Origin of the sequence: Pseudoglutamicibacter cumminsii, assembly GCF_003143995.1 — a bacterium.
In the GTDB taxonomy this organism is placed as follows: Bacteria; Actinomycetota; Actinomycetes; order Actinomycetales; family Micrococcaceae; genus Pseudoglutamicibacter; species Pseudoglutamicibacter cumminsii_B.
Map to the genome: position 1 here is coordinate 1 of NZ_QFWG01000004.1, position 25,236 is coordinate 25,236.

24 protein-coding genes are annotated in these 25,236 nt (G+C 60.2%); 6 read left to right on the forward strand and 18 right to left on the reverse strand.

Features of this window, described 5'->3' with window-relative positions:
• Positions 1-592 precede the first annotated feature (592 nt).
• Complete coding sequence (locus CAY35_RS04090; protein WP_109303437.1) at positions 593-1,420, reverse strand: DUF2520 domain-containing protein; 828 nt, start codon at positions 1,418-1,420, stop codon at positions 593-595.
• A gap of 4 nt (positions 1,421-1,424) precedes the next feature.
• Complete coding sequence (locus CAY35_RS04095; RefSeq protein ID WP_181377476.1) at positions 1,425-2,174, reverse strand: IclR family transcriptional regulator; 750 nt, start codon at positions 2,172-2,174, stop codon at positions 1,425-1,427.
• A gap of 143 nt (positions 2,175-2,317) precedes the next feature.
• Here CAY35_RS04095 and CAY35_RS04100 point away from each other — a divergent pair, with 143 nt between their 5' ends.
• The 4 genes from CAY35_RS04100 to CAY35_RS04115 all read left to right on the forward strand — a co-directional run bounded on the left by CAY35_RS04100 (position 2,318) and on the right by CAY35_RS04115 (position 5,846).
• Positions 2,318-3,229: an ABC transporter substrate-binding protein gene (locus CAY35_RS04100; RefSeq protein ID WP_109303439.1), complete on the forward strand. Its 912-nt coding sequence runs from the start codon at positions 2,318-2,320 to the stop codon at positions 3,227-3,229.
• Positions 3,229-4,098, forward strand: coding sequence for an amino acid ABC transporter permease (locus CAY35_RS04105; RefSeq protein WP_109303440.1), 870 nt, complete (start codon positions 3,229-3,231; stop codon positions 4,096-4,098). The genes CAY35_RS04100 and CAY35_RS04105 overlap by 1 nt, the downstream gene beginning before the upstream one ends.
• Positions 4,099-4,104: 6 nt before the next feature.
• Positions 4,105-4,899 carry an amino acid ABC transporter ATP-binding protein gene (locus CAY35_RS04110; RefSeq protein WP_109303441.1) on the forward strand — a complete coding sequence of 265 codons (795 nt, stop codon included), beginning with the start codon at positions 4,105-4,107 and terminating at the stop codon, positions 4,897-4,899.
• 98 nt (positions 4,900-4,997) lie between these two features.
• Complete coding sequence (locus tag CAY35_RS04115) at positions 4,998-5,846, forward strand: MBL fold metallo-hydrolase (RefSeq protein WP_109303442.1); 849 nt, start codon at positions 4,998-5,000, stop codon at positions 5,844-5,846.
• Positions 5,847-5,853: 7 nt separating this feature from the next.
• Here CAY35_RS04115 and CAY35_RS04120 read toward each other — a convergent pair whose 3' ends face one another.
• The 15 genes from CAY35_RS04120 to CAY35_RS04190 form a co-directional block, all read right to left on the reverse strand.
• Positions 5,854-7,386, reverse strand: a complete 1,533-nt coding sequence (locus tag CAY35_RS04120) for a PH domain-containing protein (RefSeq protein WP_109303443.1) — start codon at positions 7,384-7,386, stop codon at positions 5,854-5,856.
• A gap of 8 nt (positions 7,387-7,394) precedes the next feature.
• Positions 7,395-8,024 carry a PH domain-containing protein gene (locus CAY35_RS04125; protein WP_181377477.1) on the reverse strand — a complete coding sequence of 210 codons (630 nt, stop codon included), beginning with the start codon at positions 8,022-8,024 and terminating at the stop codon, positions 7,395-7,397.
• Positions 8,014-8,493, reverse strand: coding sequence for a DUF3180 family protein (locus CAY35_RS04130; protein WP_181377478.1), 480 nt, complete (start codon positions 8,491-8,493; stop codon positions 8,014-8,016). The genes CAY35_RS04125 and CAY35_RS04130 overlap by 11 nt, the downstream gene beginning before the upstream one ends.
• Positions 8,490-9,209, reverse strand: a complete 720-nt coding sequence (gene folK, locus CAY35_RS04135; RefSeq protein ID WP_258265618.1) for a 2-amino-4-hydroxy-6-hydroxymethyldihydropteridine diphosphokinase — start codon at positions 9,207-9,209, stop codon at positions 8,490-8,492. The genes CAY35_RS04130 and folK overlap by 4 nt, the downstream gene beginning before the upstream one ends.
• Positions 9,210-9,240: 31 nt before the next feature.
• A complete protein-coding gene (folB, locus tag CAY35_RS04140; protein WP_101630825.1) occupies positions 9,241-9,624 on the reverse strand; it encodes a dihydroneopterin aldolase in 384 nt (127 codons plus the stop codon).
• The gene (gene folP / locus CAY35_RS04145; protein ID WP_309136524.1) at positions 9,621-10,580 is read right to left on the reverse strand and encodes a dihydropteroate synthase; all 960 of its coding nucleotides are present in this window, start codon (positions 10,578-10,580) and stop codon (positions 9,621-9,623) included. Before folP ends, folB begins: the two co-directional genes overlap by 4 nt.
• A 45-nt stretch (positions 10,581-10,625) precedes the next feature.
• The gene (folE, locus tag CAY35_RS04150) at positions 10,626-11,240 is read right to left on the reverse strand and encodes a GTP cyclohydrolase I FolE (protein WP_109303557.1); all 615 of its coding nucleotides are present in this window, start codon (positions 11,238-11,240) and stop codon (positions 10,626-10,628) included.
• Positions 11,241-11,290: 50 nt separating this feature from the next.
• The gene (locus CAY35_RS04155) at positions 11,291-12,004 is read right to left on the reverse strand and encodes an IclR family transcriptional regulator (protein WP_109303447.1); all 714 of its coding nucleotides are present in this window, start codon (positions 12,002-12,004) and stop codon (positions 11,291-11,293) included.
• 43 nt (positions 12,005-12,047) lie between these two features.
• Complete coding sequence (locus CAY35_RS04160; RefSeq protein ID WP_109303448.1) at positions 12,048-13,982, reverse strand: FAD-dependent monooxygenase; 1,935 nt, start codon at positions 13,980-13,982, stop codon at positions 12,048-12,050.
• Positions 13,983-14,274: 292 nt separating this feature from the next.
• Positions 14,275-14,925: a variant leucine-rich repeat-containing protein gene (locus tag CAY35_RS04165; RefSeq protein WP_109303449.1), complete on the reverse strand. Its 651-nt coding sequence runs from the start codon at positions 14,923-14,925 to the stop codon at positions 14,275-14,277.
• A 162-nt stretch (positions 14,926-15,087) separates the two neighbouring features.
• A complete protein-coding gene (locus CAY35_RS04170; RefSeq protein WP_146191916.1) occupies positions 15,088-16,611 on the reverse strand; it encodes a variant leucine-rich repeat-containing protein in 1,524 nt (507 codons plus the stop codon).
• A gap of 151 nt (positions 16,612-16,762) precedes the next feature.
• On the reverse strand, positions 16,763-18,814 hold the full coding sequence (ftsH, locus tag CAY35_RS04175) for an ATP-dependent zinc metalloprotease FtsH (RefSeq protein ID WP_109303451.1): 2,052 nt from the start codon (positions 18,812-18,814) through the stop codon (positions 16,763-16,765).
• Between the two features lie 174 nt (positions 18,815-18,988).
• Positions 18,989-19,504 carry a hypoxanthine phosphoribosyltransferase gene (hpt, locus tag CAY35_RS04180; protein WP_109303558.1) on the reverse strand — a complete coding sequence of 172 codons (516 nt, stop codon included), beginning with the start codon at positions 19,502-19,504 and terminating at the stop codon, positions 18,989-18,991.
• A 182-nt stretch (positions 19,505-19,686) separates the two neighbouring features.
• On the reverse strand, positions 19,687-20,778 hold the full coding sequence (gene tilS / locus CAY35_RS04185; protein WP_109303452.1) for a tRNA lysidine(34) synthetase TilS: 1,092 nt from the start codon (positions 20,776-20,778) through the stop codon (positions 19,687-19,689).
• Positions 20,779-20,835: 57 nt separating this feature from the next.
• Positions 20,836-22,323 carry a D-alanyl-D-alanine carboxypeptidase gene (locus CAY35_RS04190; RefSeq protein WP_109303453.1) on the reverse strand — a complete coding sequence of 496 codons (1,488 nt, stop codon included), beginning with the start codon at positions 22,321-22,323 and terminating at the stop codon, positions 20,836-20,838.
• Positions 22,324-22,438: 115 nt separating this feature from the next.
• Here CAY35_RS04190 and ppa point away from each other — a divergent pair, with 115 nt between their 5' ends.
• Together ppa and CAY35_RS04200 are read left to right on the forward strand one after the other, a co-directional pair.
• Positions 22,439-22,918, forward strand: a complete 480-nt coding sequence (gene ppa / locus CAY35_RS04195; protein WP_109303454.1) for an inorganic diphosphatase — start codon at positions 22,439-22,441, stop codon at positions 22,916-22,918.
• A 20-nt stretch (positions 22,919-22,938) separates the two neighbouring features.
• Complete coding sequence (locus tag CAY35_RS04200; RefSeq protein ID WP_375231751.1) at positions 22,939-23,541, forward strand: hypothetical protein; 603 nt, start codon at positions 22,939-22,941, stop codon at positions 23,539-23,541.
• Between the two features lie 48 nt (positions 23,542-23,589).
• Here the strand turns inward: CAY35_RS04200 and CAY35_RS04205 are convergent, their stop codons facing one another.
• Entirely contained in the window at positions 23,590-25,236 is a 1,647-nt protein-coding gene (locus CAY35_RS04205; protein ID WP_109303559.1) for an aminotransferase class I/II-fold pyridoxal phosphate-dependent enzyme, read from the reverse strand.

A 25,236-nucleotide genomic window follows, 5' to 3' on the forward strand; every position in this document is an offset into this window, starting at 1 on the left:
AAGACGGGAAAACGCCCCCACGTGCAGTCAACATCTAATCCAAGCAGAAACCCACACACCCTGACAGGGATCAAAGGCATGCAGGCAACCACCAAACAAAAAAATATTTGGTATCAACAAACAAACTTGGCACACTATTGAGTTCTCAAACAACAGACACCCAACCAGCTCGCTGCAGTGACCTGCAGTCCGCTCCGAAGGGCGCACTGAATACCGACCAATTTCTTGGTTGAGTTTCAGTGGGTTGGTCGCCTCAGTGCTCTCACGACCTCTTTCGGTCGGAGCCGTTCGCGGCGACAAGAGAAAACATTACGGCAGTTCCGAACATCGTGCAAATCGGCGGGAAACCCCTGATGGACAGGAAAATGCCCCCAGAAACCGCATGATTTCGCGGTTTTTCATCGCGAAGGTGTGCCGGTTCACCCAAAATTCACCTAATTTTTGTGGCTAGCGTCACTAAAAATTGCCGGAAAACTGTTTGATTGCGCGAGAAAAGCATCGCTTTTTCGCTCGAATCTATCCTCGTCAAACTATCCCCGGTGTAGCGCATCGAGCACTGCCGCCGCGTGCTCGTCCGTGATTTCACCCCGGCCTACAGCCTGGTGATGGCCGCCGTCGCCATCGCAACATAGAAGCCATGCGCGCCCACCGGCGCATCTGGGCCAGACCAACCCCGACGGGCAGACTCAACCGCTTCCGGCGTCAGACCCCGCGCAAAACCAGCGCCGGCACCAGAGCCACTAGCGATCGCCGCATCAACCGAGGAACGCAGCAACGGCCCCAACGCCGCGCTCGGGTCCTCAACACCCACCGAGCTCAACGCATCCCACGCGTATGCAACCGACGCAGACACCGGCTCTGTAGCCACAGCGACAGCCGCCGCATACAGATCGCGGTCGTCCTCATCGAGCACAAATGGTTCACACCCCAACTCGACGGCGAGCGCCAACGCGACCGGAACCATGAGCTTCGGCGCAGAGACCGCGGCACGCGCACCGTTGAGCGCGGTGACGTCCATGCTTGTGCCGGTGAATCGGAGTAGAGGGTGGATCGCGAGCGGAACCGCGCCGGCTTCCGCGGCCGGGGTCAGCACGTCGATGCCTAGCGCCGGCGATGTGTGGATCACCAGCTGGCCCACCTGGAAACGATGCGCGGCAGCGGCGAACGCGACCTCCTGCTGGATGGTCGCGGCATCCAGCGCGAACACGACGGCCTCGCTGCGTTCCAGGACGTCGGCGGTAGTCATGTGCGGAACACCGGGCAGGATCGCCTCGGCGCGGTCCGCAGAACGCTCATCCGTAACCGAAATCCCAACGATCTGATGCCCCGCGGACCTCCACGCCGCCGCAACAACAGGACCCACGCGCCCCGCGCCAATAATCCCGATGCCCAGCCGCGGCGCATGGCTGCTTGCCCACATAGCTTCAGTCCTTATCTGCCATCTTCTCTGCTGCCTTCAATAATTGTGGCAAAACCCGGTCAACATAGTCGGTACGGGACTCCCGCGCCGTGGGTGTCGGCACGCTCAAGGCAACCAACGAACCCTGAAGCAGATCCACTGGGACGGACAGTGTTCGGATACCCAAAGTGTGCTCTTCTTCGGCTAAGCAATACCCCTGTGCCCGCGCCTTGCGCACTTCTTCCATGATCGAGCTAACTTCAGTTTTAGTGTGGGGAGTCAGCTTTGGTCGGTCGATGCTCTCTAGGACGCTCTCAACTTCCGCATCGTCAAGCATCCCGAGCATGGCACGCCCCATCGCGGTGCAGTACACAGGCAAATAAGATCCGACATTCACACGGATAGAAAGTTCCTGGTCTGCGTGGCACGCATGAAGATTAATGACTCTGCCATGGGAGTACTGAGTCAGGGTCGTGGTTTCACGTACCTCAGCAGACAGTCGGCGCAGAATTGGGGCCGCTTTTCTTACCGGGTCACTTGCTTCTAAATACGGCTTGGACAGTTCGAGCAGTTTTGACCTCACACGGAAAACAGATCCTTCTTGAGCCAGGTACCCCAACTCCACGAGCGTGGCGAGATACCTGCGTGTAGCTGCCGGGGATAGCTCTGCCCTAGCGGCTACTTCTGAGAGAGTGAGCGGACTACCTGTAAATGCCTTGATGACCTTGAGTCCACGGCTAAAAGACTGTACGTGCTGATCTGATTCCTGTGCCACAAGCAATCCTCACTTTGATAGTGATCGAAATATACCTTGACGTGTGACTTACATCTCACTCATACTCTATCCACAGCGAAAAGGTTTTTCGCTGTGCGAAACGTCAGGCCAATGCAAGGCTTCTAGAAACGCAGGGGTTATAGATGAGACGTCGCATTCAACGCTTCATTGCTCTATGTACTGCGGCGATAACAGTCGTTGCGCTGAGCGGCTGTGTCGTTCTGCGTGAAGGCGGACAATCGCAGCGGGAATCCGATGCCTCCCGTCAGGTACACCAAGAAATCGTCCCTTTGCCTGAAGAAATCAAAAAACGAGGGCATCTGGTTTTCGGTTCCCAGCTCGCTTCTCCGCCTCTGAACTTCTCAGATGGGGACACCTATAAAGGCATCAACATCGATATCGCCGAAGAAATTGGTCGACGTCTCGATGTTGAGATCAAGTGGAAGCAATACCCTTTCGCTGGCCTCATCCCGGCAGTACAGTCACGCCAAGTCGATGCTGGCATCGACTTGATCGGGGACACCGAAGAACGTGCCCGGGCCGTCGACTTCTCTAACTACATGAACCAGGCCACTTCACCACTTGTGAAGCGAGGAAATCCACACAAGATCAAGTCAGCTGCGGACCTATGCGGGCTGTCTGTTGCCATCGTCCGCGGTGGTGTCCAACTTGAGCTGGCACAAGAAGAAAACGAAAAGTGCATCGAAAACGGCAAGCCGGCCATCGACATCAAGCAGTTCGCCGCACCGAGCGACGCACGGCTTTCGGTTCAAGCAGGCCGCACCGCAGCTTTCCTCGGGAACACCCCCGTGATGCGATACATCGCAGAAAGCGAGGCAACCCGCGACACATTCGAAATGGGCGGCGAAGCCACCTATCAGCTGCAACCGATCGGGATCATCACAGCTAAAGACCGAACCGATCTCAAGGAATCAATCCAATCTGCCCTGGACGTCATGCAAGCAGACGGCACCATTGACCAGCTCCTCGAGAAGTGGGACCTGAAAGATCTCAGCCTCGGATCAGACGCTGATGACACGAAGGGGAAGCCATAATGCCAACCTCAACTGTGAAACAGAATCTCATCGGTCAGCTGCCTGACCCTGTAGCTAAACAGCGTCACCCTTGGCGGATTATCTCCGGCATTCTCGTCGTGATCGCCACGATTTTCGTCGCATATGGTTTGTGGTCAAATCAAGCCCTCGACCATGACACCATCGGCCGTTACCTCACGCACGACAACATCATGAGCGGCCTCAAAAACACGATCGTTTTGGCTCTCATCTCTATGGCCATCGGCGTGGTGGGTGGTTTCGTATTCGCCCTGATGCGTTTGTCGGAGAATCCCGTTCTCCGCGCGATTGGGTTTGCTTATGTCGCAATCGTCCGAAGCATCCCACTGTTGCTTCTGATCCTGTTCGTAGGCAACATCTCCCTGTTCTGGTCTGGAATCGACATCCTCAACCCCATCACGAAGGAAGTTTGGTTCAGCTGGGATACTAACGACCTCATCACCCCATTCGTGGCTTCAGTCATCGCCCTGTCGGTGAACGAGGCCGCCTACATGGCTGAAATTATTCGATCCGGCATCTCCTCCGTCGACGAAGGTCAGCGTGAGGCTGCCGATGCGCTAGGCCTCGGACCGTTCCGAACCATGACCCGCGTCATTCTGCCTCAGGCTTTGCGCGTCATCATCCCGCCCACAGGTAGCCAGTTCATCACCATGATCAAGATGACCTCACTCGTTTCGGTCATCGCAGGTGGCGACCTACTTACAGAAGCCCAGAACATCGCCGCCATTAACCTGCGCACACTCGAGCTGCTTTTCGTGGCTTTCCTGTGGTACTTCGCAGTCACCGGTATCGCTACGATCGGCCAAACGATCCTCGAACGGCGTCTGGCACGTGGCCAGAGGAAAGGCTAAGTCATCATGTCCGTACAAGCTCAGACGCACACTGACACAAAGGCTCCTTTGCTCTCGATCCAAGGAGTACACAAGTTCTTCCATTCCCTCCATGTATTGAAGGGAATCGACCTCGACATTCACCACGGTCAGGTGACCTGCCTCCTGGGTCCGTCAGGTTCCGGTAAGTCGACGCTCTTGCGTTGCATCAACCACCTTGAAGCCATCGACGCCGGACGTATCGTGATGGACGGAGAGACACTGGCATACGAAGAAAAAGCCGGAGAGATGCACCTGAGGAAACGGCGTGACATCGATCGGCAACGCCAAGAGATTGGCATGGTCTTCCAACATTTCAATCTCTTCCCGCACTATTCCGTGCTACAAAACATCACGCTCGCACCGAACTTGCTCGGCAGAGCTAACCGCAGCGAAGCAAAGCGCACCGCGTACGAACTACTCGAACAAGTTGGTCTAGCCCATAAAGCCGACGCCTACCCGGCCGCGCTTTCGGGCGGACAAAAGCAGCGTGTCGCCATTGCTCGCGCGCTAGCGATGAAGCCCCGCGTCATGCTATTCGACGAACCGACCAGCGCTCTAGACCCCGAACTGGTTGGGGAAGTTCTCAAGGTCATGAAAAGCCTCGCGGAAGACGGCATGACCATGATCGTTGTGACGCACGAAATGGCATTCGCCCGGGATGTTGCAGACCAAGTCGCGGTCATGGATCAGGGCGTCATCATCGAATCCGGAACATCCGCGGAAGTTTTCGACAATCCGCAGTCTGAGCGAACCATCAACTTCCTACGCCACGTCCGGTAAGTACAGAGTCCGGTAAACACCGAGTCCGGTAGGCACCACGTCCGGCCATCACATAGTTCAGTAACCACACTTATGCGCATCGATTGAAAGTAATGAGAATGTCTACGAATACGAACAGCAAACTTGTCCTCCTCGGAACGGGAGGCGGCCCCACCCCGAAGCGTGAACGTAACGCAAATTCCAACGCGATCGTCGTAGGCGATGCGACTTACATTATCGACGCGGGTAACGGGATTGCCCGTCAGCTGGCGTTCGCCGATATCGCTTTCAACTCGATTCGTTCCGTTGGCATCACTCACCACCACTCGGACCATAATGCCGATGCTGGCACGCTGCTTCACTTGGCCTGGTGCGCCAACCTAACGAGGCCTGTGGAAACGTTCGGCCCGGCGCCATGGTCAAGCATGTGGGATTCCTTCCTCAAGTACGCCGAGCGTGACACAAGCATTCGTATCGTTGACGAAGGCCGCCCAGATTTCGCCGCTTTGGTTTCAGCTAGCGACATCACAGATCCGGGCGTTGTATATGAAGACGATCGCGTCAGGATCAGCGCAACCTGGGTCAATCACCCACCAATCGACGCGTTGGCATACCGGATCGATTGCGAAGACAAGAGCTACGTCATCTCAGGCGATACGACCCCGTGCGATTCGCTCGTAGAGCTGGCTCAAGGTGCAGACGTGCTCGTCCACGAGGTGATGCACGTGCCAAGCATTGAGCCGTTGGTTGCAAGGAGTAATGGCGAAACGTTGCGCGATCACCTCATCGCTTCCCACACCGCGTCAACCGACGTTGGAGAAGTTGCGGCGCGTGCTGGCGTCAAGAAACTAGTGTTGTCACACTTTGTCCCTAGTAGCCCTGCCGTACCTGATGAGGTATGGCTTGCAGATGCTCAACTAGGCTACGACGGCCCGGTGGTCGTTGGTCAGGATCTCATGGAGATCTAGGGCAAACCTACGACGCCTCACCCCAGTGGTTCTTGTCCGCCCAGCCCGCGAGGGCGGCGGCCCGCTCCGTCTGCTGCAGGATGAACGCTTCCGCGGTCTGTTCCGCCACATCGTAGATCTCGGTGTCCACCGGCCCCGCGGCCGTACCGATCGTGATCGTGGCAACGCCAGCCGACCTCGCGAGCGGCCCCTGCTTCAACGCGACACCCTGCGTGCGCTGATGCGGAACAAACGCGACCCTCTTCACCAGACGCCCCGACGTGATGATCAGCATCGTCTGCGTGACCGCGAACGCCTGCCGCACCCCCGCGATCGGTGAAAGCCACCGCGCCTTCCGCGGGCTCGCAACGAATTCTGGTTCGGAGCTCGGCTGATCCACCGCGGCCACCACGAGCGGCCGTGTCCGGTCCGTCCCCGGATTCGGGATCAACGCCGCGACCACGGCGAGCGCCTCCTGGAAGGTACCCACCGGCAACAGGACATTGCTCTTCGCCTCAGTGATCCCATCGGACGGCACATTCGCGATAACCCGCCACCAGCCGGTCAGCTTCCACAGCAGCGGCTGCTCAAGCCCCAACGCGTGCACGCGCTCCGGCGGGACGGTGGTACTGGTGGATTCGGTGTAGCCACGCTTCAGAACCAGGCCATCCCGGCCGGCGCTCACAACGAAGCCACCATTCGTGTTGACCATCGAGAACACGAGGCCGCCCCACGCGAGGAACATCGGCCCGAAAAACACGAGAGGCCGCGTGAACGAGGACGCAATGAGCGCGGTCACCACATACGCGAGGACCACAGCGGCACCGAAACCCACGTGACGCATCAACGCGGCCGCCACAAGCCGGCCCATCCGCACCTTAACGAGGGGGCGTTCGGCCTGCGCTTGCGGAACGTCGACGTGCGGGTCGGTTGAATGCCCGATGCGCGGATCCGCTGGTGCGTGAGCCGGCGCCTCAGCCTGAGCCGTCATTTCAGTTTGCGCCGCGGCCGCCGGAGTCTGTTCACCGCGCGCGGCCCGCAAAATGTCCTCACGCAGTTGCTGCGCCTGCCGGTACGTCACGTACTGGAGTTTCGCGGCGGCTTCTTGCGCATCGGCGACATGGATCTCGAGCTCAGCAAGGCCGAAGATACGCGCCAAAATAGGCCGGTTGATGTCAACGCTCTGGATCCGGTCGATGCGGGCGTGACGCACGTTCTTCATGAAGACGCCCTGCCGCACCTCGACCCGGTTCTCCGTGATCCGGTACCCCATGGCCCGCCACATGAACCACGAATACACGACCATGCCAACCGCAACGGCAAGCGACGCCCCCAGGATCCACAGGTCTTCAGAGGCAAAATCAAACGACCCCGAAGAACCCTGGCCCTTGCCTTCGCCCTTATCCTCGCCTTCGCCGCCGGACGGGCCGCCACTCACAAACGACTCAACCCAGCTGCGCACAAAATTGAACGCCACCAGCGCGACAATGACCCAACCGCGCACCAACGGCGTAGCCTTGTGGACCCGCTTCCACTCAACTTCTTCAGGAACGTTAGCCACAACGCCCCCTAAATCCCGGCGAGCTTCTGCTCACCCCGGGCCGCGAGCTCATCACGCAAACGCTCGCCATCCGCTTGAGTCAAACCAGGGATGTCGGGCGAGCTCTCCGCCGCGGCCGTCTTAAACGACACCTCACACAAGCCATACCGACGCATCAGCGGCCCCGACGTCAGGTCAACGTACTGAAGCCGGCCATACGGAACCACCACAACCCGGCGGAGAATGATCCCCACCCGATACGTGAAATCGTTCTCCCGCAGCATCCAGCCCATGCTGCGCACGCGTGGCCCAATCAGAAAAGCCTCAACAACCCCGCTCACCAGCGAGTACGCAACCAGGATCCACCCAGCCCATACAAGCCAAGTTGGGGTAGCCCACACATCGAAATGCTTCAACAGCCACGGGACACAACCCCCGGCCGCCCACGCCACAGTCGAGAAGAAATTCGCAAGATGGTGAACCTTCGCCAACCGCGGATCCACCGGAATCCACTCATGATCCGCAACCCACGGTTGCGGCTGCGCAGGTTCTTGCTGAGTTTCGCTAGGCTGCACCGACCCGCCCGGCTGCGGCTGCGCCTTCACCGTATCGTCAGCCTGCGGTTCCTCGCCAGCGTGCACCGCATCGTCATGCTGCATCTGGAGCTCCTTCCGTTGGGCCGGAATCGTCGTCGTCATCCGAATTAACAGTGCACAGCCGCTGCACCACGAGCCCCACCACGGCCACAATCACGCCAGCCGCCACCGCGAACACGGAACGCCAGAAAACCGGCGAGCCTACAGCGCCATGCAACGCCACATCCACCACAACGCCCGCATGGAAACCCGAAACAGCCAGCCCCACCAACGCGGAAGCCTGCGCAAAAACCACAACGCGCACCGCCGCCAACGGGTCGATCCGCCGATCAGTGCGCCGCGTCCGCGACAAATACACCCACAAACCCAACACGAACGCGACAACAGCCACCGCAAGCAACGCCGCCGACGACGTCCACCCCACCGCCCACACTTTCGCGCCCGCAACAGCCAGCAGAGTCGAAATCAGCAACCCCGCAGCCGCGAACACAAACCAGCCAATCAGCAGCGGCAGAACACGCAACTTAATCACGATGCGGAAGCCCCGTCATCGTCAGAAGATCCAGTGCCGCTGGTGGCGGCTTCAGCGTCCGCGGTATCAGCGGCGGCGTCAGTGTCGGCGCCGGCGGCGTCACGGGAATCCGGCAGGCGATGCGCCGGATCCATATACGGGCGCACCCCACCCAGAGGCTCGAGCTCACGCGCAACACGGAACACAGACTCCGAGCCCACAAACGCGCCCGGATCCATCCACGTCCACGGGACCACCACAAAACCACGCTCCAACGCGCGCGGATGCGGCAAAGTCAACAACGGATGATCACTCACCACAGAACCAAACGTGATGACATCCAGATCCAACGTCCGGGCACCCCACCGCACCTCACGAGTACGGCCATGCTCCAACTCAATACGCTGCAACCGCTCCAGCAAAGCGGCAGGCGACAACGTCGTCGAAACCTCAACCACCTGGTTCAAGTACTCAGGCTGACCCTCCGGGCCGCCCACCGGATCCGTCACGACCATCGGCGACTCGCCCGTGACCGTGACGCCATCCAACGCCGCGATCTCCGCGCGCGCCAACGCCAACGTCTCAACAACGTCACCCAAATTAGCGCCCAACGCGATCACCGCGGTCACCGGGTACCCCGGCTCTTGCGTCAAAACCTCCGGAAGCGGGCCGTGCTCCACTCCGCCCGGCGCCGATGCATTGAGCTCAGAACCCTGCGAATCAGACCCCTGCGACACAACAGCCTCCAACCCTATGAAGCATCCAACGTTATGAACGGCTACGGCTCATCGTCACGGCCACATCACCAAACGGCACCGGGATAGGCGCCTCCGGCTTATGTACCGTAACCTGCACCGCAAGCGGAGCGAAATCCCGCATCAAACGGTCAACAATCACAGACGCCAACTTCTCAATCAAGTTGTACGGGCCGCCCTGAATCTCCTCAACAACGGCCTGCGACATCAACCCATAATCCAACGTGTCCGAAACATCATCAGACGCGGCAGAAACCCGGAACGACGTCGCAACCTTCACATCGACAACGAACGTCTGGCCCTCACGCCGCTCATGGTCGAAAACGCCATGAAAACCCGTCGCGGAAATCCCGCTGATCGTGATGACGTCATGACCATCCCACTGGAAAGGCCTCACGCCTCAACCGCCTCAGCAGGGTTCACCCACGCACGCGCAACTTCGACAGCATCACGCGTACCAGCAACATCGTGAACACGCACAGCCCACGCATCCGACGCCGCAGCCAAAGCACTCGTCGCATGCGTAGCAGCATCGCGATCCGCAACCTCATGCGGACGCTTACGCTCCTCCAACAAACGACCCAAGAAACGCTTACGCGACGTACCAATCAAAACGTCATGACCCAAAGCCACAAAACGATCCGTCGCATTCAAAACAGCCCAATTATGCTCCGCGTTCTTCGCGAAACCCACGCCCGGATCCAAAATAATGTTCTCCCGAGCCACACCCGCGGCAACAAACTGATCCCGGACCTCCACCAGCTCCGAGACCACCTCAGCCACCACATCGCCATACTCAGCGTGATCCACCATCGTCTTCTGATCACCACGACGATGCGTCAACACAACCCGAGCACCCAGCTCAGCAACAACCTGCGCCATCTCCGGCTCAAACGTCTGCCCCGAAACATCATTAATCAGGTGCGCGCCAGCCTCCCACGCCGCACGCGCAGTCGACGCATGCGTCGTATCAACCGAAACCACAGCACCCGCCGCAACAAGACCCTTCACAACAGGCACCACACGGGAAACCTCAACCTCAGGATCCACAAAATCAGCGCCCGGACGCGTCGACTCACCACCCACATCGATAATGTCCGCGCCCGCACGCATCATCTCAACACCATGCGCAATCGCCGCATCAACATTCAGGAAACGGCCACCATCCGAAAACGAATCCTCAGTGACATTCAAAATGCCCATCACCAAGCAACGATCATGCGGCAAATCAGCCCAAGCATCCTCACGAGACTTCGCACGGATCACAGGCAAAGCAGACGTGTTAGGACCAGTGCCAGGGGTTGCAGCGAGGTTGAACATCAACCGACCTTCCAGACGATTCGCAACGAACACGCGGCACAAAGCCGCCTACCCCTAGCCTACCCGCCACACAAAAAGCTAACGGCCATGCCCCATAATCAAGCCCATCGCCTCAGCACGCGTAGCAGGCTCACGCAACTGACCACGCACAGCCGACGTCGTCGTCGTCGACCCAGGCTTCCGCACGCCCCGCATCGACATGCACAAATGCTCAGCCTCAATCACCACAATCGCGCCGCACGGCTGCAAATGCTCCTCCAACGCCTCGACAATCTGAGTCGTCAAACGCTCCTGAACCTGCGGGCGCCGAGCAAACAAATCAACCAACCGAGCAAGCTTCGACAACCCCGTAACCTTGCCCGAAACCCCCGGAATATAGCCGATGTGGGCGCGGCCATGGAACGGAACCAAATGGTGCTCACACGTCGAATAAAACGGGATGTTCTTCACCAAGACCATCTCCGAATGATCGATATCGAACGTCGTGGACAACAACTCAGCCGGATCCATATGCAGGCCCGAGAAAACCTCGGCATACGCACGCGCCACACGCGCCGGCGTATCCACCAAACCATCCCGGTCCGGATCCTCACCGACCGCCAACAAAATCTCACGGACAGCGCGCTCAATCCGCGGCTGATCAACCTGACTCTGATCAACCTGACCAGCTACGGCGTCTGAATTCTCGCCCATCACATCAAAACCCTCGGAGTCCACGTTCGACATGCTCACAGCCTACCGACCTACAGCAAGTCAGCCTCAATCAGCGAAGCCGAACGATGCAAAGTAGCAGCAACCCCCGCATCGTTCTCACCTCCCACAAACACCACCGCAAGCGACGCCGCCGCGTACCCCGGAAGCCGCAACGGAACCGCGACTGAACTCACGCCATCCAAAACCTGCGAACGGCTCTTCGCATACGGGCGCGCGGCATCCCCGAACAACTCCGGGGTAGCGACACCGCGCGCCGCCAACTCCGCCGGCCCCAACTGGGCACGAATAGCAGCACCCGGCGCGCCCGCGTCCAACGGGTGAGCAGACCCCGGCCGCTGAACCAACGTGGCGCCATCGACCTTCGGCTCAACCGAAACCAACGTCACGACCTGATCCTGCGTCAAAACAGCAATGAACGCCGTCATCTGCAGATCCTGCGACAACCTCGTCAACTCCGGCAACGCAGCAGCCTGAACATCGCGGCTCACCGAACGCGCCAAAACCAACAAGCTAGGGCCCAACGTCACAAGACCATCGGACCCACGCACCACCATGTTGTGCTCCTCCAACGTACGCAACAGGCGGTACACAATCGAGCGGTGCAAACCAACCCGATTGCACAACTGCGGAATCGTGAGACCCTGCTCATGCTCCGCGATGGCCTCCAGCAAACTCAGGCCGCGCGAAAGCGTCTGCGAACCCGCCGCAGACGCCCCCGCACGGCCCTCAGTTTCAACCGTCACAAAGACACCTAGTTCTTACGGATGTTTAGTTCTTGTGGATGGTTTAGGAATCCGAGAGGACGCCCTTGAAGAACTCGCTGAGCTCATCAGTGGCATCCAACGGAAGGACCTGCGCAACATACTGGTCAGGGCGCACAACAACAACCACGCCGTCACGCGACAGACCGCGCTCATCGAAAATGTCACGGCTGAGCGCGACAGGGTTCATCTCCTGACGCTCACGGTCGGCGTTGCCGAGAGCCGCGGCGAACACGTTCTCCCACTGCATGATGTTGTACTTGCCGTAGCGTGGGCGGAACACCTCAGGCGCGTCGAAGACCTCGAACTCCTCGTGCGACTGCTGGTAGATGACCTTGACGTCAAACCACTCGTGGCGTGGGCGGCCGCCGAGCTCGCCGCCAACCAGTGGCGAGGCTTCGTCGTCCTTAAGCCATGCAGCGAAATCATCCACCGCCGAGTGCTCGGTTGGGTGCGCGCCGTCAGCGAACACGTACATGCGCCAGCGGCCATCGGCCTCAGCGAGGTGGCCAAGGTGGGTGCGCACACCGTCACAGCGGCGGGTAGCCCACGCCGACTTGAAGCGCTTACCAACCGTGAAGCCCTCGGCGAGCGCCTGGTGCTTGGTGTCGCCGCACACCATGGATGCCTCGTATTCGGTCATGAAGCCCGCAGGGAACTCGGCGGTGCGGACGTAGAAGTCCTCGAGGTCGCTCGGGTTCTCGAATTCCTCCGGCTTGCGCGCCATCATCGAGGACCATTCCATGTCGAAGTCGATGAGGTTCTGGGCGATGACCTGGCGCTCACCCGTGTAGGTCGACAGGATCTCCTGCGGCGCGGTACCGAGCAGTGCGTGTGCGAGCTTCCAACCGAGGTTGAATGCGTCCTGCATCGACACGTTCATGCCCTGGCCGGCCTTAGCGGAGTGGGTGTGGCAGGCGTCGCCGAGGATGAAGACGCGCGGCATCTTCTTGCCGGCTTCCTCGACTGGGACGTCGTCGAAGCGGTCGGTCACGCGGTGGCCGACCTCGTAGACGGACCACCATGCAACGTTCTTAACCTCGACCGTGTACGGGTGGAGGATTTCGTTCGCGTGGCGAACGATCTCATCGAGCGGGGTCTGGCGGACCTTGCCGTCATCGTCTGGGGCGGTCTCACCGAGGTCGACGTACATGCGCGACATCGCGCCACCTTCGCGTGGAATGTGGAGGATCGAGCCGCCGTCGTGGGACTGGATGGCGCACTTGGTGCGCCAGTCCGGGAAGTCGGTTTCGACGATGGAGTCCACGACTCCCCACGCGTGTGCGGCCTGCTGGCCTACGCGGGTTGCGCCGATGTCGCGGCGGATCTGCGAGCGTGCACCGTCGGCGCCAACGAGGTACTTGGTGCGGACCGAGAACTCTTCGCCGGCCTTCTCGCCGAACGTGTACCGCAGGTTGACAAGCAGCGGGTATTCCTGAGAATCGTCGCGTTCGTGAGAGAGGTATTCGATGCCGTAGTTCGGCTTCATGCGGGATGGCTGGTTGCGCATGAACTCGCCGAAGTACTGCATGATGCGCGCCTGGTTGATGATCAGGTGCGGGAACTCGGAGACACCGTGCGGGTCATCGGGGGCGAGTGCGGCGCGGACGATGTTCTTCGGGTTTTCTGGGTCCGGCTTCCAGAACGCCATTTCGCGGAGGTGGAAGGCCTCGTCGATCACGCGGTTTGCGAAACCGAAGGCCTGGAACGTTTCGACGGAGCGAGCCTGGATGCCGTCCGCCTGGCCGACCTGCAACTCATGTTCGCGGCGTTCGATGAGGCGCACATCGAGCTGCGGGAAGACCGAAAGCTGCGCCGCGGTGGTCATGCCGGCGGGGCCTTCACCCACGATCAGTACGTCCATGACCTCCGGAAGGTCTTCACTACGGTTGATGCCGACTCCAGCGGCTTCCTTGATGAGGGGGTCTCCGGTCACATAGCCGTTGTGGTGAAACTGCATTCTGGCTCCATTGCGGTGAAACGATATCGCGGTCAAACGATCAGAGATAAGTTCGATATGCGAACACTGCATTCTGTATTCGCAACTGTGATCTATCCTACACGTCTCAAACCCATGCAGAACAGTCTTTAACGTCATTAAAACAACAGAGGACGTGAAGCATCACACGCTTCACGTCCCCCGTTGTTATTCGGCAAGGGAATCCCTCGCAAATTTAGCCGGCATGACCCGTCTCACCCGGGAAACCTGCCGGGCCGTTACCTTGAGGAGCCTTGTTCTGTTTCGCCGCGGGTCAGTTCATTCTCTGAGCCAGCTTGATCCACTCCTCCAACTCTGGATAACAGTTAGGGTGCTGGCGAATCTGCTCCCACAGCTCTGGCTTAGTCGCCGCAAGCTCCTGCAATTCAGCCGCCGATGCGTCAGCCGGCAAGGTCTCGTTCGTGGCAGCTCCTCTGGTGGTCAGGCCCGCGAACAGTGCGACGATGCAAGCAATCATAAGCAAACTACAGGCAACAAGGCCGAGAATACTGCCGGACCCCGGAGCGATCTGGATGCCGTACTTTTTCTCTGCAGAACCCATCACCGAGAACATGAATAAGTACAGAACAGCCCCAAAAACGCTTACGGCGATCCCCACAAACGGGTAGATCCACAGCAATGGTTTGCGGGGAACAAAGAAAGCGATCGCCGCGATGACAACCGAAACACCCGCCAAGATCATCAAGAAAAACGCGAAGAACTGGCTTCCATCCTCAGCATCGAACAGGCTCTGCGGTTGCTGTGAACCTCCACTGAAAACCGTCCCCACAGGGAAAAACACGCTCAGAAAAGCAAGTACCGAAAGGCCAGCGGCGACCATCGGTAGCCAGGAGGTCCAGCTCTGCAACCGCGATTGTGGCACATTCGTCATCGCATTCTGATCCTGTTCAGGGCCATTGCTCATAGCTTCCTCCGTCATTGAGGCGAAGTCAGGGGTTTCCCGTTGAGTCAGATTTTAGGCCACATCTCATGCATGCCTCCATCCGCCCACAACCGAGAGCACCCTTAAAGCGCAATGCCCCGAGAGAAACCTCCCGGGGCATTGCGCTGACTACGTCATTGCGGACTAGTTCGCGTTTTGCGCCTGCTTAATCCAGTCTGCCAATGCTGGGTAGCAGTTAGGGTGCTGCAGGATCTGATCCCACAACTCTGGCTTAGTCGCTGCAAGCTGCTGCAAATCAACCGCCGATGCGTCAGCCGGCACGGTCTCGCCCGCTTCCTCAGCTGGTGCTTCAGCTGGTTCCTGAACTGGCTCAGCTTCAGCGGCTGGTGCTGGCTCCTCGGTTACCTCTTCAGGTACGCCGGCTTCCTTTACGGTTTCGGTTGGCTCTTCGCTAACCTTGTGCGCCGGCTCTTCCGGGGCTACCGACTCCGATTCAGAAACAGTCGGCTCCGAAACCACTGGCTCGCTCTGAGCCGGCTCCTGGATCTCAGAGTATTGCTGGCCGTACTGCTCAGAAGACTGCTGTCCGTACTGCTGCTGACCCTGCTGCTGGCCGTAACCGTAGGATCCGTACTGTTGAGGCTGGTTACCGTACTGACCTTGTTGGCCGTAGCCACCCTGCTGACCATGCTGGCCCTGCTGCGAGTACTGCGACTGCTGAGCGTAACCACCGTACTGGTTGTTCTGAGAAGACTGCTGACCCCACGCGCCCGCGTTGGAACCACCTGCCAAAGCTGGCTGAGCTTTCGCGCTGAGACCCTTGCCCTTCAATTCCATGAGAAGCGCAAGAACACCTGCAACCACGAGCAGACCGAACGTGACCAAGCCAAAGAACGTGCCGAAAGCTGGCCCCATCTCGAGACTGTAACTACCGAATCCTTCGAACTTGTTGGCTTCTGCCACAGCATCGCCGATCATGACGAACAACACGATGTAAGTAATAACGCCCAACGCGCCTGCCGCAATCGCCGCAATCGGATAGATCAGCGGCAACGGCTTACGAGGGACGAAGAATGCAATAACCGGCACAACTACCGCTGCAATCGCCAAGATCAGCGAGAAGATCGCAAGGACCTTGACGCCATCATCCCCGTTGAGCAAAGTGCCAGATTCGTTGACGAATTCGCTCTTCACGCTTGCCGCCGGCAAGAAGATCGCGATGAAACTAAGAACCGCTAGACCCGCGATGATGAACGGAAGCCAACCCGTCCACTCTTTTGGAGCGGAAAAGCCCGAGCCAGCCTGCCCATAGGTCGACTGACCGTACTGGTTCTGACCGTATTGCTGGCCATACTGATTCTGGCCGTACTGCTGCGGCTGACCGTAGCCACCCTGCTGGTACTGGTTCTGCTGCGCCTGGCCATACTGATTCTGACCGTACTGCTGAGACTGGCCCTGCTGACCGTAGCCAGTGTTGTAGCTTTGCGCAGATTGGTTCTGCTGGAACTGGTTTTGCTGTTGTTGCTGCGACTGCTGCTGCGGTTGCTGCTGACCACCACCCGACTGGCTATCGATCCACTCAGCAAGAGCCTGATAGCAGTTAGGGTGCTCGCGCACCGCGCCACGCAGATCCGGGCGCGACTGCGCCAGATTCATGAGCGCGTTAGCGTCCAGATGCGGATTATTTCTAACATCCGCCTCAGTCATTGAGGAAAAGTCAGGGGTGTTCATAACAACCTAACTAGGCGTCGGTAACAGATCAGTTCGATCTTAGAACAGAAAAGCCTTTTGGTTCTAGCCCAGTCAGCCCCAAGCAACACCTAACAAAAGCACGCACGAGCGCGCTCAGTGCAACGAATTAGGCGCCGGGTCCCTGGGGTTCTCCGCCTGGTAGCTCGGTTCCTCCGGCCGGAGGATCCACGACCGTCACACCATCGCCCGGCTTCGGCTCGGTTCCCTTGCCCTGCGGGTCGCGCTTGATGTCGCGCTCACCACGCACCGGCGGCAGATCCTGACCAGGGCGGCCCTCGTCGAACAGCCACTGCTTGCGCTCCGGAAGCTTCACGAGGTCATGGAAGATCTCTGCGACCTCAGCCTGGTTCAGCGTCTCGCGGTCCAGGAGTTCCTTAGCCAAACGGTCCAGAACGTGGCGGTTCTCAGTCAGAATCTGGTATGCCTCAGCGTGAGCGTTATCCAGGAGCTGACGGACTTCCTTGTCCACAACCTCGGCCATGCCCTCGGAGTAGTCGCGGGTCTGTCCAGCTTCACGCCCCAGGAACGGCTCACCGTTACCGGTGCCGAGCTGGACAATACCCACCTCGGAACTCATACCGTACTGAGTCACCATCTTGCGGGCAGTCTCGGTTGCCTTCTGAATGTCGTTCGATGCGCCCGTGGACGGATCGTTGAACACGATCTCCTCCGCGACGCGGCCACCCAACGCGTACGCGAGCTGATCCAACAGCTCCTGACGGGTCACCGAATAACGGTCCTCCGTCGGCACCACCATTGTGTAGCCCAAAGCACGGCCACGCGGCAGGATCGTAATCTTCGTAACCGGTGCCGAATGATGCAAAGCAGCCGCGACCAGCGCGTGACCACCCTCGTGGTACGCCGTCACTTGACGCTCATGCTCACGCATCAAGCGAGTACGCTTCTGCGGGCCAGCCATGACGCGGTCGATCGCCTCATCAATCGCGCGATCATCAATCAAATGCGCGTTGGAACGAGCCGTCAACAACGCGGCCTCATTCAAGACATTCGCAAGGTCAGCACCCGTGTAGCCAGGGGTCTTCTTCGCGACAGCCTCAAGGTCAATCCCGTCAACCAGCGGCTTATTGCGCGCGTGAACCTCAAGAATCTTCTTACGGCCCGCAAGATCCGGCGCCTCAACAGGAACCTGACGGTCAAAACGGCCCGGACGCAACAGGGCTGGATCCAAAACATCCGGACGGTTCGTCGCAGCAATCAAGATGACGTTGGTGTTCGCATCGAAACCATCCATCTCAACCAGCAACTGGTTCAGCGTCTGCTCACGCTCGTCGTTACCGCCACCGATGCCGGCGCCACGCTGGCGACCCACCGCATCGATCTCATCAACAAAAATGATCGATGGCGACGAATTCTTAGCCTGCTCGAACAAGTCGCGCACGCGGGACGCACCCACACCAACGAACATCTCAACGAAATCGGAACCCGAAATCGAGAAGAACGGAACCCCGGCCTCGCCAGCAACAGCCTTCGCAACCAGCGTCTTACCGGTACCCGGAGGGCCGTACAGCAAAACACCGCGCGGAATCTTCGCGCCAACAGACGCGAACTTCTGCGGAAACTGCAAGAACTCCTGAATCTCGCGGAGCTCCTCAACAGCCTCATCCACGCCAGCCACGTCCTTAAACGTGACCTCAGGCATGTCCTTATTGATCATCTTCGCCCGGGACTTACCGAACTGCATGATCTTGCCGGAACCACCCTGGGCACGCGACATCAAGAACAAGAACAAGCCGAGGATAATGATCATCGGCAACAACAGACCCAACGTGGACAACAGCCAGTTGCTCGTCTGCGGACGGTCCTCAAAGCCCTTTTCCGGCTCGGCCGCCGCGATCGCCTTAGCAACCTCTTCACCGCGCGTCACCGAATACGTGAACGTGACCTTCTTACCCAGGTCACGGCCCTCATGCTTGACCGGATCCGACGTGGTCAGTTCAACCCGGTTACCGTCGTCGTTGAGTTCAACGCGGGTAACCTTCCTGTCCTCAAGGAGCTTCAAACCAACCGACGTCGGAACCTCGTTACGCTGCCCGCTCAACAGAGCGGACATACCAACCATGAGCCCAACGACACCCAGAATGACCCAGAAATACCAGGTTTGATACAGCTTCTTCTTAGGCTGAGTCGTCTTGTCCATTGATGCGCTGACGCGCCTTCCTCTTAGCCACAGCCCCTACCCCACCTGTCGCTGCCAGCTGTTTTCGCCATCACCGGTTGCTTTAGGGCGGCTGTGAACCGACTTACATACTTTGAAGTTCTAGGTTACCCCTCGACTACCGCGAAAGAGGCACCCCTGTTGCTTCGCGGGCTACTACTCGCTCTGGTACACGTGCGGTGCGAGTGTGCCGAGCGCATCCAGGTTGCGGTACTTCTCCGCGAAGTCCAGGCCGTAACCGACCACGAACTCGTTCGGAATGTCACGACCCACGTACTTGACGTCGATATCCACCTTGATCGCATCCGGCTTGCGCAAGAACGTGCAGATCTCGAGCGAGCGCGGGCCACGCGACTTCAGGTTCGAAACCAGCCACGAAAGCGTCAGGCCCGAGTCGATGATGTCCTCAACGATGAGTACGTCGCGGCCCATGAGGTCGGTATCGAGGTCCTTCAGGATCCGCACAACACCCGAGGACTGCGTTCCGGAACCGTAGGAGGACACCGCCATCCAATCCATCGAAACATTGGTCTTCAGCGCGCGCGAAAGGTCAGCCATGATCATCACGGCACCCTTGAGAACACCGACGAGCAGAAGGTCGCGGCCGGCGTAGTCCTCATCGATTCGCGCGGCCAGGTCGCGAACAACCTGATCGATTTCCTCACGCGACATGAGTACGTTTTTTAGGTCATCGGCGACGTGTTCTGGCTTCACGAACTTCCCCTTTTTACACGATGTTGTGGCCGGCGGCTTCGAATGTGCAAAGCCGCTTCATTACATGTTTGCACACCGCGGTGTTCTCTGCAGGTTTTGTGCGCAGATTTATACGCAGATTTGTGCGGTTTCGTGCGTCTTTATGCGTCCGATGCGGCGGATGCGTCCGATGCGGCAGCCGGCGGGCGCCCGATGAACCGGATGACGCTGTGGTCAGGTGTGGTTTTGATGCGGTGGGCGGTGACGTAGCCGTCGAGCTGGATGGGGCCGGCGGAGCCTTCGCCTGCGGTGAGGCGTTCGAGTGCGGCTGTGCGTTCAGCGGTGGGTGCGCGTCCACCAACGGTTTGCGCGGCGATGCGGAGTACGCGGGTGCGGATCGCTTGTGGCGCGTTTTTGAGGAGGTAGCGGTCGAGGTCCCATTGCATGGGTGCTCGGCCTGATGCGCGTGGGCCTTCGAGGACTTCCGGGGTTTCGGTGAGCGCGCAGGCTTGGAGTGCGGCTTGGGCTTCGTTGTCGAGGTGTTCGGCGTCGTGGCGGGCTTGGGCTGCGGTGCGCACGAGGTTTGCGAGCGCGCCGTCGCCGAGGATCCGCGTGATTTCGGGCAGGAGTTCGAGCCGGACCTTGTTCCGCAGCGCGAACTCAGGATCTGCGTTGGTGGGGTCCTCCCACGGCTCCACGCCGTAGGCTTCGCACACGGCTTCGGTGTCTTCGCGCCATACGTCGAGGAAGGGCCGCAAGACGCGGCCACGCTTGTCAGGGATCCCGGCGATCGCCCGCGTACCGGATCCGCGCGCCAACGCGAGCAGGACCTGTTCGGCTTGGTCGTTCGCGGTGTGGGCGGTCAGTACGAACTCGGCGCCGACTTCCTGACGTACCAACTCAAGTTCGCGGTATCGAGCCTCGCGCGCATCGTTCTCTGTGCCTTTACCTGGCACCACGATGCGGCGGATCACCACGCGGTCCACGCCGAGTTCGCGGCAGGCTCGCGCGGCCCCTTCCGCGGCTTCCGTGCTTCCCGACTGGAGCTGGTGGTCCACGATCGCGGCCGTGACTTGGCCTGTGAGGTCCCCGTCGCGGCGCATCTGCCCGCACACCGCGGCGAGCGCGAGTGAATCCGCGCCGCCTGATACCGCGAGGACGTAGTTGAGCCCGCCTGGTAGCCGGTTGCGGAGGGCTTCGCGGGCGCGTTGGATGCGCCGGAACTCTGCGGGAGGGATGCGTTCGTTGTTCATCGTGGCGGGGTTTCGTTGATGGTGCCGGTTACATGGTGGCCGTCGATTGGCTGCCGCTTATTGGCAACCACAGTCGGCGAGCGCTGTGGCGACGGCATCGGCGGAGGCGCGCGCGGCGTCCAGGTTGCCTTCGACGTCGTTGAACAGGATCGAGAATCCGAGCGGTCGGCCTTCCTTGGTTGTGACGGCGCCGGTGAGCGATATGACGTCGATGAGCGTGCCGGTTTTGCCGAGCACGAGCGCCTTGGTCTTGTCGCCGTCTAAGCGGTGTTGCAGGGTTCCGGTGGCGCCGGCACGCGGAAGCATGGTTGGTATGAACGCCAGATCACGACGGATGCGCTCGGCTTTCTTCTTGGCGCTGGCTGTGCTGGGGCCGGCTTGTTTGGCGCCGGCTTGGTCGCCGGTGTTGAGGGTCAGCGCCATGGCTTCGGCGAGGGTGCGAGCGGGGACGCGGTTTTCTGGGGAGAGGCCGCTCGCGTCGCGCATGGTGAGGTTGCTGGTGTCCACGTCGAGTTCGTTGAGGACGCGGATCACGCCTTCGACCGCACCTTCTTCGGTGCCGCCGCGGCCAAGTTTGATGCCCACGAGGCGGCCATAGACTTCGAGGATCACGTTGTCTGAGTGGGCTTCGGCATACGCGAGCTGTTCACGCACGGTCGCTGAGTGCACCGCGGCGAGCTGACCTTCAACCGTGCCCGTGTTGAACGGGTCGACCTCACGGAAGCCGGGTTCCGCATCGTTATCCACCGCCGTGACCTCCGAACCCAATGCGTCGCCTAGATGCTTAGCGAACGTCTTCAACGCCGCGGCATCCGGATGCCGCACCACCGGCGAGTTATGCGCCGCGTCAGTGCGGCCCGCGAACACGGCGATCGGCGTAATGTCCGTGACGTTGTGGCTGGACACCAGATCATCCGACCAGTCAGCGTGCAGCTGCTCGCCACTAAACATGCGGGTATCCACGCCAACCTTGAGCGCACCGCCGGCCTCCTCAAGCGCCCCGGACGCCTTCAACTCTTTAGCGGTCTGCTCAGCCAGCGTCTTCAATCCAGCGCGACCATTCGCAACCTTCGGGTCGCCAGCGCCCGGCGCGAGCATCACATCGCCGCCAGCAACCAGCCACACAACGAGCGCCTCACCATCCCGCTGCTCCAGCACAGACCGCGTAACCCACGTCTGCTCCAGGCCGAGCGAAGCCACCGCCGCAGTACCCGTCAAAACCTTCAACGAAGACGCCGGAATCAGAGCCTCACCGTCACCAACGTGAGCGACCTGCTCGCCGGTCACCGCATCGACCACCGAAACCTCAACCCGGCCCGGGCTACCCTTGAGCGCCGCATCGACCTTTTTCTGTAGCACCGCGGCGTCAGGCGCCGGCCCCACCTCACTCAACGGCGCCGCCGGCAACTCAGCAACCTTAGCGCTAGCCGCAGGCTCATCCGGGCGGCCAAAATACGCCGACGTGACCTGCGTTGTAGCGACCAACAGGAACGCCACAACCACAGGGATCAAGAAGCGACGCTGAGATCGGGAACGCGTGGTCATGAATGGAATCCTACTTCGCCGCCGTCAGTTACCCTTTAAAACTAGAGAAAGCCTGCACCTTTCGGCTAGGCATCCCGCCGCTAAACAGGCATCCCACCATTAAAGGAGTGCACACATGAAGCACGATGTGACCATCGAAATCCCTGCCGGCTCCCGTGTCAAGTACGAAGTGGACCACGAAACCGGCCGCATCCACCTGGATCGCGTGCTGTTCACCCCTATGCAGTACCCAACCCACTACGGGTACTTTGACGACACCCTCGGCTTGGACGGCGACCCGCTGGATGCGCTGGTTTACATCCCAGGCGTTGACCTGCACCCAGGTGTTGTTGTTGAGGCTCGCCCGATCGGCGTTTTGAACATGACCGATGACGGCGGCGAGGACGCGAAGGTTGTGTGCGTTCCTTCCGACCCACGTTTCGATCACATCCAGAACGTCGAGGACCTCGGCGAGTTCCTGCGCGAGGAGATCGAGCACTTCTTCACCCGTTACAAGGACCTCGAGCCAGGTAAGTGGGTCAAGGTTGACGGCTGGGCTGACCGCGCTGCCGCTGAGAAGGAACTTCAGGAGTCGATCGAGCGCTTCAAGGGCTGAGCTCCCTGTTCCATGTGACTTTGACGCAGCAGAACACCCGTGACGTCGGCGATGGCGTGGGTGTTCTGCTGCAGTCGCTTAAACGGTCTATAGGCGATGCGGCTGATGGTTTCGCTCGGACCGTGGGCGACGAGGCGGCCGGCTTTGTTGATGAGCCTCGCGATGCGGTCTTGGCTGCGTTGACGGGACTGCGGCCCGGCCCGGATGGCGCCGTGTTCCGGGTGGGCATCGGGGTTGCTGGCGCTGATGCCGGCGATGCGGCGGCGGCTCGGTCGCGCGTGGCTGTTGAGCGGACGGTGCGGGCTCCGGTTCCAGTGGCTGTCGAGGCAGGGCCGGCTGGAGTCGCACTCGAAGGCCTGCCCACTGCGCCGGAAACTGCGGCTGCCGCTGAGGGCGCCTTGATCCTGTTGGGGGACGTGGTCGCCCGCAGGTCCGCCGCCGATTGGGCTGTGGTTGACCTCCTGCTTCCCGGTGTGCGGGGGCAACAGAAAGCGATCGCCGAGGCACTAGGGGTCACGGTCCAGGCGGTCTCCCAGACCGTTGCGAGGGCGCGCTGGCGCGAAGAGGTCGCGGGCCGGGAAACAGCAGAATTGCTGTTGCGGCTCGCTGCGACCCTCGTTTAGTTACCCGGCACTAGCTCCGAAACCCTGCGCGGGTTGCATAGGCGGCTTCTACTCAGCAACCACGCGGAACGTCGTGACCTTCGCGTCCTGCGCACCACGCACGTAACCCGTAGGTGAGGTCGCTACCGCCTGAAGGAACTTCACGATCTCTTCCGTGATCTCTTCACCCGGCAGGACGTTCGGGATTCCTGGTGGGTACGCGGCCAATGTGTCCGCGCTGATGCGGCCCACCGCATCTTCCGCGGCAACCACATCGAAAGCGTCCGCGAAGTAGGCATCGCGTGGCAGCAAGCGCATCGTGCCGGCCTTCGGGATCTCAGGGAACCGCTCCCCTTCGGCGCTGAGCGCTTCAACAGCGTGCCCGGGCGTGGTCGCTTCCCACGCGTCCGTAGCCACAACCACCGAGTTACCGGAAGCAACCGGGATGTCGGCGGTGTCTTCATCCGCTGGGTTCTGCGCGGCATCCGCGACGGCCCGCAGCGCTTCAAGAGTGCGCTCAACCGCGGGGGTCGCGAGCGCACCGAAAATGATGACGATGGTCGTGGCGGTGGACATTTCGCAGTAGATGTCGTGATCGGCGATGAGCCGCTGACGAACCCAGTGGCCCGTGTGCCCCAGACGCGAAACATCCACTGGAATGCGCAGCGTATCGATCTCGTGGATGTCATCGAACTCGCCGAAGTCATCCGAAAGCACGCGGAAACGGTCGTCCTGACGCAACGCTTCGCGCAGCTCTTCGGCACCGCGCAGTGCGTCTTCGATGCGGTCGCGGCCGTTGATGAGACCCTGACGAGCAACGTCAAGTGTGCCCTTAAGGATGTTCGAGGCGGAGGTCGATCCGGTCATCGTGTACGCGCGCTCAACGAAAGGCTCAAGCTTCTTAGCAAGCGGGCCGTGGCCTAGGTGCAGCATCGCGGACTGCGTGAGCGAACCAACCAGCTTGTGGGTCGAAGAAATCACGAGGTCTGCCCCGAGCGCTACCGGTGAGCCCGGAAGGTCAGGGTGGAAACCGAAGTGTGGGCCCCACGCGCCATCCACGATGATCGCGGCGTCGTGTGCGTGCGCAACCTTCGCGAGCCCTTCAACATCGGCCACCGCACCGAAATAGCTCGGCGAAACAACATAGATGCTGTCGACCTTGCGGCCAGCTTCCGCTTCCGAGGTGAGCGCCTCATCGAGAGCTTCTGGCGTCAAGCCGTGGGTTACGCCGTTGTGGGTATCCACATTCGGGACAACGAAGGACGGCATAAGCCCCGCAAGCAGAATCCCGTCAGTAAAGCTTGAGTGCATTGCGCGCTGAACCATAACGCGCTCACCAAGTGCGCGCACCGCGATCGCAGCTGTGCGGTTCGCCTGGGACGCACCGTTGGTCATGAACCACGTACGGGAGGCGCCCCACGCCTCCGCCGCGAGCTCGAGCGCCTCATCGAGCGGGGTGTTTTCGCCCAGGTCGATGCCGTCGGTCATAGGTGGGACATCGAGCGCAACACCTCGAGGGCCCAGGAAGTCGACGAGCTCTGGGTAGGAGCGTTCAGCGTCGCATCCGTGGCCGGGAACCATGATCTGAAGGGTGTCGCGTTCCGCATGCTCAAGGAGTGCTTGGCCGAACGGCGCACGATGCTGTGCTGGGTTCTGACGGGCGGTGTCACCAACCTGGCGGGCGGCCTTGTTGAGGTCGGAGGCCGGCTTGCGCAT